At 73.9% G+C, this 14,077-nt stretch carries 15 protein-coding genes; 11 read left to right on the forward strand and 4 right to left on the reverse strand.

The window, feature by feature from the left end; translation table 11 throughout:
* The coding region (locus J7E97_RS31995; RefSeq protein ID WP_215034552.1) for a PadR family transcriptional regulator at nucleotides 1-523 on the forward strand (523 nt) is incomplete at its 5' end.
* A 189-nt stretch (nucleotides 524-712) separates the two neighbouring features.
* Nucleotides 713-1,405 carry a glycerophosphodiester phosphodiesterase family protein gene (locus J7E97_RS32000; protein ID WP_215034554.1) on the forward strand — a complete coding sequence of 231 codons (693 nt, stop codon included), beginning with the start codon at nucleotides 713-715 and terminating at the stop codon, nucleotides 1,403-1,405.
* Nucleotides 1,406-1,476: 71 nt separating this feature from the next.
* On the opposite strand, the gene J7E97_RS32005 is transcribed toward J7E97_RS32000, so the two are convergent.
* The gene (locus J7E97_RS32005) at nucleotides 1,477-2,016 is read right to left on the reverse strand and encodes a GNAT family N-acetyltransferase (protein WP_215034556.1); all 540 of its coding nucleotides are present in this window, start codon (nucleotides 2,014-2,016) and stop codon (nucleotides 1,477-1,479) included.
* Between the two features lie 182 nt (nucleotides 2,017-2,198).
* Here J7E97_RS32005 and J7E97_RS32010 point away from each other — a divergent pair, with 182 nt between their 5' ends.
* From J7E97_RS32010 to J7E97_RS32030, 5 genes are all read left to right on the forward strand, one after another.
* Nucleotides 2,199-2,774 (forward strand): DUF5134 domain-containing protein, encoded by a 576-nt coding sequence (locus J7E97_RS32010; protein WP_215034558.1) that lies wholly within the window; start codon nucleotides 2,199-2,201, stop codon nucleotides 2,772-2,774.
* Between the two features lie 85 nt (nucleotides 2,775-2,859).
* Nucleotides 2,860-3,807 carry a M56 family metallopeptidase gene (locus J7E97_RS32015; protein WP_215034560.1) on the forward strand — a complete coding sequence of 316 codons (948 nt, stop codon included), beginning with the start codon at nucleotides 2,860-2,862 and terminating at the stop codon, nucleotides 3,805-3,807.
* Between the two features lie 30 nt (nucleotides 3,808-3,837).
* A complete protein-coding gene (locus J7E97_RS32020; RefSeq protein WP_215034562.1) occupies nucleotides 3,838-4,578 on the forward strand; it encodes a phosphatase PAP2 family protein in 741 nt (246 codons plus the stop codon).
* Between the two features lie 37 nt (nucleotides 4,579-4,615).
* Entirely contained in the window at nucleotides 4,616-5,221 is a 606-nt protein-coding gene (locus tag J7E97_RS32025) for a TetR/AcrR family transcriptional regulator (protein WP_215034564.1), read from the forward strand.
* Between the two features lie 53 nt (nucleotides 5,222-5,274).
* Complete coding sequence (locus J7E97_RS32030) at nucleotides 5,275-6,627, forward strand: FAD-dependent oxidoreductase (RefSeq protein ID WP_215034566.1); 1,353 nt, start codon at nucleotides 5,275-5,277, stop codon at nucleotides 6,625-6,627.
* Nucleotides 6,628-6,726: 99 nt separating this feature from the next.
* On the opposite strand, the gene J7E97_RS32035 is transcribed toward J7E97_RS32030, so the two are convergent.
* Together J7E97_RS32035 and J7E97_RS32040 are read right to left on the reverse strand one after the other, a co-directional pair.
* Entirely contained in the window at nucleotides 6,727-7,074 is a 348-nt protein-coding gene (locus J7E97_RS32035) for a helix-turn-helix transcriptional regulator (protein WP_215034568.1), read from the reverse strand.
* Nucleotides 7,075-7,195: 121 nt separating this feature from the next.
* On the reverse strand, nucleotides 7,196-8,323 hold the full coding sequence (locus J7E97_RS32040; protein ID WP_215034570.1) for an NADH:flavin oxidoreductase/NADH oxidase: 1,128 nt from the start codon (nucleotides 8,321-8,323) through the stop codon (nucleotides 7,196-7,198).
* A 198-nt stretch (nucleotides 8,324-8,521) separates the two neighbouring features.
* Here J7E97_RS32040 and J7E97_RS32045 point away from each other — a divergent pair, with 198 nt between their 5' ends.
* Nucleotides 8,522-9,616, forward strand: a complete 1,095-nt coding sequence (locus J7E97_RS32045; protein WP_215034572.1) for an exo-alpha-sialidase — start codon at nucleotides 8,522-8,524, stop codon at nucleotides 9,614-9,616.
* A gap of 108 nt (nucleotides 9,617-9,724) precedes the next feature.
* Entirely contained in the window at nucleotides 9,725-10,411 is a 687-nt protein-coding gene (locus J7E97_RS32050; protein WP_215034574.1) for a uracil-DNA glycosylase, read from the forward strand.
* A gap of 102 nt (nucleotides 10,412-10,513) precedes the next feature.
* Here the strand turns inward: J7E97_RS32050 and J7E97_RS32055 are convergent, their stop codons facing one another.
* On the reverse strand, nucleotides 10,514-11,335 hold the full coding sequence (locus J7E97_RS32055) for a helix-turn-helix transcriptional regulator (RefSeq protein ID WP_251055471.1): 822 nt from the start codon (nucleotides 11,333-11,335) through the stop codon (nucleotides 10,514-10,516).
* 139 nt (nucleotides 11,336-11,474) lie between these two features.
* On the opposite strand from J7E97_RS32055, the gene J7E97_RS32060 reads away from it, so the two are divergent.
* Together J7E97_RS32060 and J7E97_RS32065 are read left to right on the forward strand one after the other, a co-directional pair.
* The gene (locus tag J7E97_RS32060; RefSeq protein WP_215034582.1) at nucleotides 11,475-12,893 is read left to right on the forward strand and encodes an MFS transporter; all 1,419 of its coding nucleotides are present in this window, start codon (nucleotides 11,475-11,477) and stop codon (nucleotides 12,891-12,893) included.
* Between the two features lie 152 nt (nucleotides 12,894-13,045).
* A complete protein-coding gene (locus tag J7E97_RS32065) occupies nucleotides 13,046-13,960 on the forward strand; it encodes a sirohydrochlorin chelatase (RefSeq protein ID WP_215034583.1) in 915 nt (304 codons plus the stop codon).
* The last annotated feature ends 117 nt before the right edge of the window (nucleotides 13,961-14,077 follow it).

Below are 14,077 nucleotides of genomic sequence, written 5' to 3' on the forward strand. Positions count from 1 at the left end.
TTCAGCCGGGAGAGCACTTCAATGGTCGCCCGCCATCAGCCAGATCTACGCCGAGCTGCGCCGCCTGGAGGAGCTCGGCTACGCGGCTTCCGAGCGCTCCGGACCCGAGGAGACGCGGGCCAAGCGCCGCTACGCCATCACTCCCGCGGGGCGCGGGGCGCTGGCCGGCTGGGCCCGCGACACCGCCGAGGCGGGCCCCCCGGTGCTCAAGCACGGTCTGCTGCTGCGGATCTGGCTCGGACACCTGGCCGAGCCCGAACGGCTGCGCGCGATGGTGAGCGAGCACCTGGAGCGCACCACGGACGAGCTGGCCGCCGTACGGGAAGCCATGGGGCACGCGGCGGAGGTGGCGCAGTGGGCCTTCCCGGCCCTGACGCTGCGCTGGAGCGAGCGGCAGCATCTGGCCGAACTGGAGCTGGCCCGGGCCCTCCTGGAGGACCTGGCCGGCTTCGAGGGGGCCGCGGCCGCGGGCGGCGGCGGGCAGAAACGTCAAGGTAGCGGGGACGCGCCCACGCCCGGGTGACACGGCGGGCCGGGCCCGGGACTCCGAAGGCCCCGCAGGCCCGGCCGGAAGCGGCCGGAGGGGGTTCCGGAGGCCTTGCACGGGCGGTCTCATCGCATGCGCGGCGCACTAGCATGCGTCCTCACCGCGCGCGGCCGGTCGGGACACCGCGACCGCGCGGGAGCCGCCGTCGACGGAAGCGAGAGAACCTTGACTTTCCTCACCATCGGTCACCGCGGGGTCATGGGTGTCGAACCGGAGAACACCTTGCGGTCGTTCGCGCGAGCGGAACGTTCCGGCATGGACGTCATCGCCCTGGACCTGCGGCTCAGCAAGGACGGCGCCCTCGTCGTCCTGCACGACGCCGAGGTGGACCGGACCACCGACGGCTCGGGAGCCGTCGCCGACCTGACCCTGGCCGCACTGCGCGAGCTGGACGCGGGAGACGGCCAGCACGTGCCGGTCCTGGAGGAGGTCCTGGACACGGTCCGGGCGCCGCTCCAGGTCCAGGTCCAGGACGTGGGCGTCGCCGCCGTGCTGGCGGAGCTGCTGCGCGGCCGCGATCTGACCGGCCGGGTGGAGGTGGCCTCCTTCCACGACGAGGTGCTCGGCGAGACGATCCGGCTGGTGCCGGGCGTACGCACCGTGCTCTACGGGGACCCCCGCGAAGCGACCCGCAGGAACCTCGTGGACCGGGCGCTCGCCGTCCGCGCCGAAACCCTCGCCCTGGACATCTCGCGGCTCGACCTGGACACGGTGGAGTGGATCCACGAAGCCGGGCTCCGGGTGATCGGCTGGACCGTCAACTCCCTGGAGCGGCTGCGCCTGGCGCGCGCCCTCGAACTCGACGGCGTGGTCACCGACTTCCCGGAGATCCGCTCCACGGGCCGCTTCACCGCCTGAGCCGCGCGCAACGGCCTTCGAGCGGCACCGACCGGCCCGGAGCGGCCCCGGGCGGCCCGGGCTGCCTCCGGCTACAGCGGCTTGACCAGCAGCTCGAAGGTCAGGTCGGGACGGAGCGGGACGCCGAAGCGCTCGTCCCCGTACGGGAAGGGGCTCAGCTCGCCGGTGCGCTCGTATCCACGGCGCACGTAGTAGGCGATGAGCTCCTCCCGCACGTTGATCACGGTCATCCGCATCTCCTTGGCCGCCCACTGCTCGCGGGCGCGGCGCTCCGCCTCGGCCATGACCTCCTTGCCGAGGCCGCCGCCCTGCAGGCCGGGGCGGACCGCGAACATCCCGAAATAGACGTGGTCCCCGCGGTGTTCGAGGTGGCAGCAGGAGACGAGCTCGCCCGCGCGCTCCACGACGAGGAGCATGCCCTCGGGGTGCGCGACGATCCGGGCGACGTCCTGCGCGTCCGTGCGCTGCCCGTCCAGGAAGTCCGCCTCGGTGGTCCAGCCTGCCCGGCTCGACTCCCCGCGGTAGGCCGACTCGACCAGTTCCACCAGCGCCGGGACGTCCGCCTCCACGGCACTGCGGAAGGTCAAGGCCTGGGAGTCGGCGCTCGGCATCGGGGCTCCGTTCTGCGGGACGGCACGTCCGGGGTGACGTACGCGGTGGCGCGTACGGCCGTCCACGGAGGCCGGGTACGGCACACAGAGACTATCTCCGGGCGGCGTGCGGGCCGTGCGACGGGGGCATCTCTTCCGGTGAAGCCGACGAACCGGGAGGTTCCGCCGTGCACGGTCCCGCCATGTCCCTCTCCCCCTCCGCCGTGGTCTGCGCTTGGCTCCTGGTACTGCTCTGCGCGGTGAGCGGCGCGTACTGCCTGCTGCGGTCCGGCAGATCCAGCGGCGGTCCGGCCGCCGCCGGGGACGCGGTGATGGGCTTCGGCATGGCCCTGATGGCGGCGCCGCTGGGCGCGGGCGGCGGCTGGCAAGCACCGCTGCTCGGCGCCGTCTTCTGCGGCGCGGCCCTGCACGCCGCCTGGCTGCTGCGCGGCGGCCTGCACCACGCGCACCATCTGATCGGCTCGCTGACCATGGTCTACATGGCGCTGGCCGCCGGGAGCGGGGCCGGCCACGGTCAGGGGCACGACCACGGCCAGGGCTCCGGGCTCCCGCTGCTGACCGGGCTGCTGCTCGTCTACTACGCCGGCTACGCGGTGCTGGGCGGCGCCCGGCTGGTCACGGCCGACGGAGCCGCAAGCGCCGCGCGTCCGGCCGGGGTCGCCGCCCACCGGGCGGTGGCGGCCGGCCCCGCGGAGGTGATCCGGGCCTGCCGACTGACCATGGCCATGGGGATGTTGGCGATGCTGCTGATGATGTGAGGCCCGCGCGCGGCACAAACGTGTGCTCCGTCACCCTTCACCCGGACCGTACCCGCAGGTAGCGCCGCGCTCATAGGCTGGGGCCATGATGGTCCCCGCCGTTCTCCTGCTGCTCGGCGCCCTGACCGCGATCCTCGCACCCCGTCTGCTGGGCCGCGCCCAGTGGACCGAGCGAGAACCCGTCGTGGCCCTGTGGGCGTGGCAATGCGTGGTGGGCTCGGTGCTCCTGTGCTTCGCGCTGTCGATGCTGCTGAGCGCGGCCGGCGCCTGGGATGCGGTCCGGGGACGGCTGTTCGCCGCCGCCCCGCACCGGGTGGTCGACGCCTACGCGCTCGGGGCCTCGGGCGGCGCCTGGGCCACCGCCACCACCCTCGTGCTGGCGGGCGGCGGCCTGTGGACCGGCGCGATGCTGGTCCGGGAGATCCTGCGGGCCCGTTCCCGCCGGCGCGCACAGGACGCCGAACTGCTGCTCCGGGCCCCGCTGCTGCCCGGAGAGGAAGCCACCGGGGCACGGCTCGTCGTACTGGAGGGGCAGCGTCCCGACAGCTGGTGGCTGCCGGGGCCGACCCCGCAGCTGGTGGTCACGACGGCGGCGCTGGACCGGCTCAAGGGAAGCCAGCTGGACGCGGTCCTGGCGCACGAGGAGAGCCACGCCGCGGCCCGGCACGACTGGCTGCTGCACTGCTCGCGGGCCCTGGCCGGCGGGTTCCCGCAGGTCCCCGTCTTCGCCGCGTTCGAGACGGAGATGCACCGGCTGGTGGAGCTGGCCGCCGACGACGTGGCCTCGCGCCGCTACGGCCGCCTCACCATCGCCCTGGCCCTGGTCGGTCTGAACGAGGACCGCGGGGTCTTCGGCCAGTACACCGACCCGGAGGCACATGTTCCGCAGCGGGTGCGGCGCCTGCTGGCGGCCGCCCCGCGGCTGACGGCCGGCCGCAGGATGCGGCTGACGGCACTGGCGACGCTGGCGCCGGCGGTCCCGCTGCTGGTGGCGTTCGGCCCGGGGCTGAGCGCCCTCGCCCAGATCACGTGAATCACACCCGCCGGGTGCGAGGATCTCCGCATGCGGAGTGATCAGCTGCGGCGGAACCGGTCCGGCCGTGCGCGGCCACCGCGGCGCCGCGCGCTGCCCGGCGCCGCGCTCGGCGCCGCGGTGGCCGTCGCCGCCTTGACGGCCCTGGTGGTGGCCCGCTGGGGGCCGCTCATGTCCTATGACGGCCGGGTCGCGCGGGCTCTGCACGCCCACGCCGTCACCCACCCCGGGTTCACCCACGTGATGCGGGTGCTCACCGACTGGTTCTGGGACCCCTGGACCATGCGGGCCCTGGCCGCGGCGGCCTGCTTCTGGCTGTGGTGGCGGGGCGAGCGCCGGTGCGCGCTGCGGATCGCGCTGGTCACCCTCGGGGCCTCCGCGCTCCAGCAGGGGCTGAAGGCGCTGGTGGGCCGGGACCGTCCGGTGTGGCCGGATCCCATCGTTTCGGCGGACTATTCCGCCTATCCGTCCGGCCACGCCCTGACGGCGACGGTGGTCTGCGGCCTGCTGCTGTGGCTGGTTCCGCGCGGAGCCCCGCGCCGGTTCGCGTGGACCGCCGCGGCGCTCGCCGCGCTCTCGGTCCTCGGGGTCGGCTTCACCCGGATCTACCTCGGCGTCCACTGGTTCTCGGACGTCGTGGCGGGCTGGCTGCTGGGCGGGGTCCTGGTGGCCCTCGCCGTGCTCACGGCGCCCGGTGGGGCCGGTGGTGCTGGTGGGGCCTGCTCTGGGCGATCCCCCGCGTCGCCCAGAGCAGACTGTCCCGCGCGCTGAGTATATTGGCTCAGAGCCAGTCAACGCAGGAGCAAGCATGTCCCCGCGCAGCGCATCGGTCAATGAAGAATTGCGGAGACGTTCCCGGGAACGGTTGTTGCAGGCCACGGTCGAGCTCGTAGCCGACCGGGGCTACGAGGCCACCAAGCTCGGGGACATCGCCGACCGGGCGGGTACCGCCCGGGGCCTGGTCTCGTACTACTTCCCGGGCAAACGCCAGTTGCTTCAGTCCGCCGTGCACCGGCTGATGCACCTCACGCTGGAAGCGGCACTGGAGCGGGAGCCCCGCACCGAGGACGGGCGCGAGCGGCTCGCGCGCGCCATCGATGCGATCCTCGGGCTGGCCCGGGACCAGCCGCGGCTGATGCGCACCCACATGGCGGGCATCCTGCAGGCGGAGGGCTTCGTCCAGTGCGCCGAGCAGCAGCGGCTCGCGGAGCTGCTGCGGGACACCGTCGACCGGTACGGCTCGGCGGAGGTGGACACCGACTACCCGCTGCTGCGGGCGCTGCTGATGGGCGCCGTGGTCGCGGTGCTGCTGCCGGGTGCGCCGATGCCGGTGGCGCGGCTGCGGGCGGAGCTGTTCCAGCGGTACGGGCTGGACTGGGAGCTCGGGTTCCCGCCGGACCCGCACGGGGGCTGACGGTCCTCGGCGCCCGGTGTCATGCTGGGAGCACCTGCGTGAGGAGCTCCACCGTGCTTCGTATCGCCGTCGTCGGTTCGGGCCCCAGCGGGGTCTACGCCGCACAGACACTCGTCCAGCAGCGTGAGGTCCCGGGCGTGCGCGTCGACGTGCTCGATCGGCTGCCGGCTCCGTACGGGCTCGTGCGGTACGGCGTGGCCCCCGACCACGAGAAGATCAAATCCCTGCAGGGCAGCCTGCGGACCGTGCTGGAGGACGAGCGGATCCGCTTCCTCGGGAACGTCGAGGTCGGCGGCCCCGAGCTGCCCACCGCCCGGCTGCTGGAGCTGTACCACGCGGTGGTCTACTGCGTCGGCGCGGCCCGGGACCGGCTGCTCGGCATCCCCGGCGAGGATCTCGCGGGCGTGCACTCGGCGACGGCCTTCGTGGCCTGGTACAGCGGGCACCCGGACGCGGCCGCGGAGGCCTTCGGCCTGCCGGGGGTGGATGCGGCGATCGTGGTCGGGGCGGGCAACGTCGCGGTGGACGTGACCCGGATCCTGGCCCGGGGCGTACCGGAGCTGAGCCCCACCGACATGCCGCACCCGGCGCTGGGCGCACTCGGCGAAAGCGCGGTGCGCGAGGTCCTGATGGTGGCCCGGCGCGGGCCCTCGCAGGGCAAGTTCACCACCAAGGAGCTGCGCGAACTGGGCACGCTCCCGGGGGTGGACGTGGTGGCGGACCCGGCGGAACTGGCCATCGACCCGGCGTACGCGGACCCGGGCGCGGTGCTGCCCGCGGTGAACCGCCGCAACGTGGAGGTGCTGCGCGGCTGGGCGGGCGCTCCGGCGGCCGGCGGTGGGCGGCGGATCGCGCTGCGGTTCTTCCTGCGTCCCGTGGAGGTGCTCGGCGAGGGCGGCCGGGTCACCGGGATGCGGTTCGAGCGGACGGCCCCCGACGGCCGGGGCGGGGTCACGGGCACGGGCGTCTACGAGGACGTCCCGGCGCAGCTGGTGCTGCGCTCGGTGGGCTACCAGGGCGTCCCGCTGCCCGGCCTGCCCTTCGACGAGCGCAAGGGCACGGTCCCGCACGCGGCGGGCCGGGTGGTACGGGCGGGCCGCGCGTCGGTCGGCGAGTACGTGGCGGGATGGATCAAGCGCGGCCCGACCGGGGTGATCGGCACCAACCGGCCGTGCGCGAAGGAGACGGTCTCCTCCCTGCTCCAGGACGCGGGGGTGCTGGCCGGGCGCGAGCGCGAGCGGGACCCGCTGGAGGCGCTGCGGGCGGCGGGGCTGCGGCCGGTGGAATGGCCGGGGTGGCTGGCCATCGAGACGGCGGAGGCGGAGCTCGGGCTGTCCCTGGGCCGGCGCTCCGTCAAGATCCCGGACTGGGCGGGGCTGCTGGCCGCGGCGGACCGGACCGGCTGAGCCGTCGCCGCCTCGGCTTCGACTTCGGTCTGGGCTTCGACTTCGACTTCGGCTTCGGCCTCGGCTTCGGCTTCGGCTTCGGCTTCGGCTTCGGCCCGATCAGCGGGCGAGTCGTCCCTCTTCGGCGGCGGCCGCCGCCAGGACGCTGTCGAGGAGTCCGGGGAACAGTTGCGCCAGCTCGGTGCGGCGCAGTCCGTTCAGCTTGGTGGTGCCGCGGTAGCACTGGCGCACGACACCGCTCTCGCGCAGGACCCGGAAGTGGTGCGTCGTCGTCGACTTGGTGACGGGGAGCTCGAAGTGCGAGCAGGCCAGCTCGGATTCCGTGGCCGCGAGATCGCGCACGATGGAGAGCCGGACCGGGTCGGCGAGGGCGTGCAGGACGCCTTCGAGCCGGATCTCCGCCGCCTCGGGGTGGGCGAGGACACGGGCCGCGTCACGTTCCGTCATGTCCGCACTCCACTCGTTCGGATCGTCCGGGGGTCAAGCCCATCGTACGAGAAACATCGTAGTACCGGTGCCGATCCGGCGGAATGCGGCGCGGGGACCGGGGCCCCGCGCCGCACCGGTTTCACCAGGAGCGCAGGTACTGGTCGGGCGTACGGATCTCCGCGCCGAGCTCGGCGGCCGCACGGCGGGCCCAGAAGGGGTCGCGCAGCAGTTCCCGGCCCAGCAGGACGGCATCGGCCTCGCCGTTGGCCAGGATCTTCTCGGCCTGCTCCGGTTCGGTGATCAGGCCCACGGCGGCGACCGGGAGGGCGGTCTCGGCCTTGACCCGGGCGGCGAAGGGCACCTGGTAGCCGGGACCGACCGGGATCCGCGCGCCGGGGGCGAGGCCCCCGGTGGAGACGTCGAGCAGGTCCACACCGTGCTCCTGGAGCAGCGCGGCCAGCCGGACGGTCTCGGCGGCGGTCCAGCCGTCCTCCTCCAGCCAGTCGGTGGCGGAGATCCGGAAGAACAGCGGGAGCTCCTCGGGCCACACCGCCCGTATGGCGTCGACGACTTCGAGGGCGAGGCGGGTGCGGTTCTCGAAGGAGCCGCCGTACGCGTCGGTGCGCCTGTTGCTGTGCGGGGAGAGGAACTGGCCGATGAGGTATCCGTGGGCGCCGTGGATCTCGATGACCTGATAGCCGGCGGCGAGCGAACGCCGGGCCGCGGCCGCGAACTGCTCCACCACTTCCCGGATCTCTCCGACCGTCAGCTCGTGCGGGACCGGGTCCCCTTCGGAGAACGGCACGGGGCTCGGGGCGCTGGGCCGCCAGCCGTCCGCGTCGGGACCGACGGGGCGCCCGCCCTCCCAGGGGCGGCCGGTGGAAGCCTTGCGGCCGGCGTTGGCGAGCTGGATGCCGGCCACCGAGCCCTGGGCCCTGACGAAGGAGGTGATCCGACGCAGCGCCTCGACCTGGGTGTCGTTCCAGATGCCGAGGTCGTACGGCGAGATCCGGCCCTCCGGGGAGACGGCCGTGGCCTCCTGGACGATCAGGCCGGTACCGCCGGTGGCGCGGGCCGCGTAGTGGGTGAAGTGCCAGTCGTTGGCCACTCCGGCGTCCGGACCGGAGGCTTCGGCGCTGTACTGGCACATCGCGGCCATCCACACCCGGTTCGGAACGGTGACCGAGCGGATGGTCCAGGGCCGGAACAGGGCGGCGGAGGCAGCAGGGGCGGCGGTGGCAGCGGGGGCAGCGAGGGCAGTACTCATGAGGGCTCTCCAGAGGGGACCGGACGTGCGCCGGGACCGGCGACTAAGTACGAGAGTCACCGTACTACGAAAACTCTCGTAGTACGAGACCTCACGTACAAGGCGGCCCGCAGCGCGCCGATCGGCCGCTATCAGTGGCCGGGTGCAGACTGGCGGAAAAGCTGCCGTGAAGGACAACGACGTCCGGAGGTGTCGGCCATGGCCGACGTGCTACTGCTCGCGGGAACCCGCAAAGGACTGTTCATCGGCCGCCGGAGCACGGGCGGCGGTACCTGGGAGTTCGACGGGCCCCATTTCAACGCCCAGGCGATCTCCGCCGTCGCCATCGACCGGCGCGGGCCCGCGCCCCGGCTGCTGGTCGGCGGGGACAGCTCGCACTGGGGGCCGTCCGTCTTCAGCTCCGACGACCTGGGCGCGACCTGGCACGAGCCCGCCGCGGCCGCCGTGAAGTTCCCCCAGGACACCGGGGCCTCCCTGGAGCGGGTCTGGCAGCTGCACCCGGCCGGCCCCGAGGCCCCCGGCGTGGTCTACGCGGGGACCGAGCCGGCCGCGCTGTTCCGCTCGACCGACCGCGGCGAGTCCTTCGAGCTGGTCCGGCCGCTCTGGGAGCACCCGACCCGGGACAAGTGGGTCCCGGGCGGCGGCGGCGAGGGCCTGCACACGGTGATCACCGACCCGCGCGACCCGGACCTGGTCACGGTGGCGGTCTCCACCGCCGGGGTGTTCCGCACCAGGGACGGAGGGGCGAGCTGGGACCCCTCCAACACCGGGGTCTCGGCGGTGTTCCTGCCGGATCCGCAGCCCGAATTCGGCCAGTGCGTGCACAAGATCGCCCAGGACCCGCAGGACGCGGACCGGCTCTACCTGCAGAACCACTGGGGCGTCTACCGCAGCGACGACGCGGGGGCCCGGTGGACCGACATCGGCGCCGGACTCCCCTCGGACTTCGGCTTCGCGGTGGCCGCCCACCCCCACCGGCCGGACACCGCCTACGTCTTCCCGCTCAACGCCGACGCCGACCGGGTCCCGGCGGAGCACCGCTGCCGGGTCTTCCGCACCCGGGACGCGGGCGCGAGCTGGGAGCCCCTGACGAAGGGCCTGCCGACCGCGGACCACTACGGGACGGTACTGCGGGACGCGCTCTGCACCGACGACGCGGACCCGGCCGGCATCTACTTCGGGAACCGCAACGGCGAGCTGTACGCGAGCCACGACGACGGGGAAAGCTGGCAGCTCCTGGCCGAGCACCTCCCCGACGTCCTGTGCGTACGGGCCGCCGTGCTGAACTCGTAGTCCCCGCCCGCTCGGCGTCGTTGGCCGGCCGGGGCCGTGCCGTGCGGTCGTGACACCGGGCGCGGGCGGCGGCACCGGGCGGCCGACTGGGCCAGTAGAGTGATCGCCGTGGCAGCACGACCGTTGAACGAGATCGTCGAGCCGGGCTGGGCCCGCGCTCTGGAGCCGGTGGCGGCGCAGATCGCCGCGATGGGCGACTTCCTGCGCGCCGAGATCGCGGCGGGCAGGACCTACGTCCCGGCGGGGGCGAACGTCCTGCGCGCGTTCCAGCAGCCCTTCGACGAGGTGAAGGTACTGATCGTCGGGCAGGACCCGTACCCCACACCGGGGCACGCGATGGGCCTGTCCTTCTCGGTGGCGCCCGAGGTCAGCCCCTGGCCGCCGAGCCTCGACAACGTCTTCCGCGAACTGCACGCGGACCTCGGCACGGGCCGCCCGGCCAACGGGGACCTGACCCCGTGGACCCGTCAGGGCGTCCTGCTGCTCAACCGCTCGCTCACCACCGCCCCGCGCAAGCCCAACGCCCATCGCGGCAAGGGCTGGGAGGCCGTCACCGAGCAGGCCATCCGCGCGCTGGCGGCGCGCGGGAAGCCGCTGGTGTCGGTGCTGTGGGGGCGCGAGGCCCGCAATCTGCGGCCGCTGCTCGGCGAACTGCCGGCCGTGGAGTCGGTGCACCCCTCCCCCATGTCCGCAGACAACGGGTTCTTCGGCTCCAGGCCGTTCAGCAGGACGAACGACCTGCTGGTCCGCCAGGGAGCGCAGCCCGTGGACTGGCGACTGCCGTCCGCCGGTTGATCCGTACGGACGCCCGGCGCACACGCGGAGCCGATCGGCACGGACGGCCGGAGCCGGTCCGTACGGACGCCCGGCGCACGCCCGGTCGCCGGCGGCCGGCCCTCAGCCGGCGACCGGGTACATGGAGCCCCGCCGCCCCTCCAGCGAGGTCAGCCAGTCCAGCTTCTCCGCCGTGCCGGTGGCCGGCACCGGGGTGTGCATCACGATGAGCAGATCGGGGCGGGCCGGGACGCGCAGCTGCGTCGCCTCCAGAAACAGGGTGCCCACGGCCGGGTGTTCGATCTCCTTCTGGATCTGACCGGCGGGCTGGACGTCCCTGCGGTCCCACAGCGCGGCGAACTCCGGGCTGATCTCCCGGGCCTCCTCGATGACCGCCTGGAACCCCTCGTCGTCGGGCAGTTCCGAGCACTGCGCCCGGTACTGGGCGACCAGGTCTCCGGCGATCTCCTCCCAGCGCGTGGAACGGCCCCGGTAGACGGGGTCGGTGAAGAAGGCGATCAGGCAGTTCTGCACGATCTCCGGGCGCATGCCGAGCACCTGCGCGGACGCGTCGTTGTACACCACCGTGTTCCAGTACGCGTCCATGATGTGCGCGGGGAACGGCATCCAGGCGTCGATCAGCCGCTTGAGGCCCTGGCACATGTCCTTGTCCTCGGGCGCGACGGCGAGGGCGGGCGGGTTGAGGCCCGCCAGGACGTACAGGTGCCGGCGCTCGGCGCTGGACAGCTTGAGGACCCGGCCCACCGCGTCGAGGACTTGCGGGGACACGGTGATGGCGCGGCCCTGCTCCAGCCACTGGTACCAGGAGGCCCCGACCCCGGCGAGCACGGCGACCTCTTCCCTGCGCAGGCCCGGGGTGCGCCGGCGCGCCCCGCCGTCCGGCAGCCCGGCCTCGGCCGGAGTGACCCTGGCCCGCCTGCTCATCAGGAACTCCCGCAGTTCGGAACGGCGGTGCCGGTCGATCGGTGTGGCCACGGACTCCCCTTGTCGGCTGCCTGGTGGTGCGACCAACAGGATAAGTTCACACTCCCCACGGAGATTCCCCGACCGTGAGTGTGTGGGCATGACGATCGACACACAGACCACGGTCACCCCGTCCGGTCCGGCGGCCCCCGCGGGCGACCGGCTCACCGGCCGGGCCGCACTGGTCCTCTTCGTGCTCTGCGCCGCCCAGTTCATGGTGGCGCTCGACTTCTCCGTACTGAACGTGGCCCTGCCGGTGCTCGGCGAGGACCTGGGCCTCGGCCGGTCCGCACTCCAGTGGGCGATCACCGCCTTCGCACTGCCCTCCGGCGGCTTCCTGCTCCTCTTCGGCCGGATCGCCGACCTGTACGGACGCAAGAGGCTGTTCCTGACCGGCCTGGCCCTCTTCGGCTCCGCCTCGCTGCTGGCCACCCTCGCCTGGGACCCGGCGTCCTTCCTGACCGGGCGCGCCCTGCAGGGCCTGGGCGCGGCGGTCATCGTGCCGACCGGCATGTCCCTGCTGACCACGACCTTCCCCGAGGGCCCGCTGCGCGACAAGGCGCTCGGCATCTCCGGAACCCTGCTGTCCCTAGGCTTCACGGTCGGCATGGTCCTCGGCGGTGTCATGACCGACACCCTGGGCTGGCGTTCCACGATGGGGCTCCTCGCCGTCGCCGCCGTCGTCGTGCTCGCCCTGGCGCCCGGGCTGATTCCCGAGTCGCGCACCGCCGGGCGGCCCCGCCTGGACGTGCCGGGGGCGGTGACCGTCACCGGCGGGCTGCTCGCGCTGATCTACTCCCTGTCCACGGCCGCCCAGCGCGGCTTCGGCGGGTGGGACGTCCTGGGCGCGCTGGCCGCCGGACTGGCCCTGCTCGTCGCGTTCGCCGTCGTGGAGTCGAGGTCCGCGTCGCCCCTGGTTTCGCTGCCCATGCTCAAGCGGTCCACGGTGGCCTGGGGCAACATCGGCGGACTGGTCACCTTCTCGATGATGTCGACGGTCGTCTTCGTACTGACCCTGCACCTCCAGGAGACCCTGCACCTGTCCTCCTTCCGGACCGGCCTGGTCTTCGGCGTGCAGGGCATCGCGTCGGTGGTCGCCGGCTCGTGCGCCCCGCGGGCCATCGGCCGCTTCGGCGCCCGCCGGACGCTGGTCGGATCGCTGCTGGGCCAGGGCGTGTTGACCGCGATGCTGGTCACCGTCGGCTCCGGGTCGGGCGCGCTGGTGGCGACCGTCGCCGTATCGCTGGCCAGCATGTGCCACCTCGGCGCGATCATCTCGTACGGCCTGACCGTGACGAGCGGTGTGCCCGATGAGGAGCAGGGCCTGGCGACGGGCCTGGTGACCACCACCCAGCAGGTCGGCATCACGGTCGGGATCCCGCTGCTCGGCGTCCTGGCCACCACCCGGGCATCGTTGTCCGACGGCGTGCGTACGGTTCTGGTGATCGACGCGGTGATCCTCGTCTCGGCCGCGGTCCTGGTCGGCTTCGGGCTGCGCGGCCGCGGGGCGAAGGCCTGAGGGCGCGCGCGGGGGCCTTGGGGCACGCGACGGGCCGGGCCGACCGATCGGTTGAACCGTGTATGACATTCCGTGGATAAATACGGACAGATGCCGCCCGGAAAGGCCCTGCCCGAACACCCGGTTCCGATGAGCCAGTAGCATGCGGCGCCATGAGCTCCCCCACTGGGCCCGCAAATGGCCTGCCCGTACGAATGCCGCGACCCCGCCAGACCGGACGGCACCGCCGGCCCGAGCCCGCGGTGGCGCCCGAGGGCGCGCCCGCGCTGGTACTCGCCGTGCCCGGTGCCCCCTCGGCCGCCTCGCGGGGGCTCGCGGAAGAAATCCTCAGCATCGGCCGCTCCGAGCTGCCCGGCCTGGACGCGCGCGTCGGATTCCTCGACGGTGACGACGCCACCGAGTTCCCGTCCCTGTCGGGCGTGCTGACCGCCGTCGCGCAGGACCGCGCCGCGCGCGCGGAGTTCGCCCGCGCCGCCGGGCACGAGGCGCCCGCGCCGACCGGCCCCGACGCCGTGGTGGTGCCCCTGCTGGCCGGCCCCGACGGGGACCTGCTGCGCCGCGTGCGCCAGGCCCTGATGGACTCCTCCGCCGCCGCCGAGCTGGCCGACGCGCTCGGCCCGCACCCGCTGCTCGCCGAAGGCCTGCACGTCCGGCTGTCCGAGGCCGGGCTCGCCCGCGCCGACCGGGCCAGGCTGTTCAGCGTGACCACGGCCGCCGACGGCATCGTCCTGGCCACCACCGGTGGCGAGGAGGCCGTCAAGGCCGCCGGGATCACCGGCATGCTGCTGGCCGCCCGCCTCGCGGTGCCGGTCATGGCCGCCGCGCTGGACGAGGAGGGCTCGGTGGCCGCGACCGCCGACCAGCTGCGCCGCGAGGGCTCGACCCAGCTCGCGCTGGCGCCTTACCTGATCGGCCCGGAGGCCGCCGAGGGCCTGCTCGACACCGCCTGCAAGGAGGCCGGGTGCAGCGCCGCCGACGTGCTCGGCGCCTACCCCGCGCTCGGCAAGCTCGCCGTCGCGCAGTACTCCGCGGCCCTCGGGCTCGCCCAGGGCGCCGCCGCCCACTGACGCCTCCCGCTCATGCCGTACGTACGAGAGCCCGCGCCCGCTGTCCCGGGGCGCGGGCTCTCGTACGTACGGGGTCCGGCGCGGCCCATGAGCACCCGTAGCGGACCGGCCGTCAGT

This window comes from Streptomyces sp. ISL-66 (assembly GCF_018614135.1).
GTDB lineage: Bacteria > Actinomycetota > Actinomycetes > Streptomycetales > Streptomycetaceae > Streptomyces.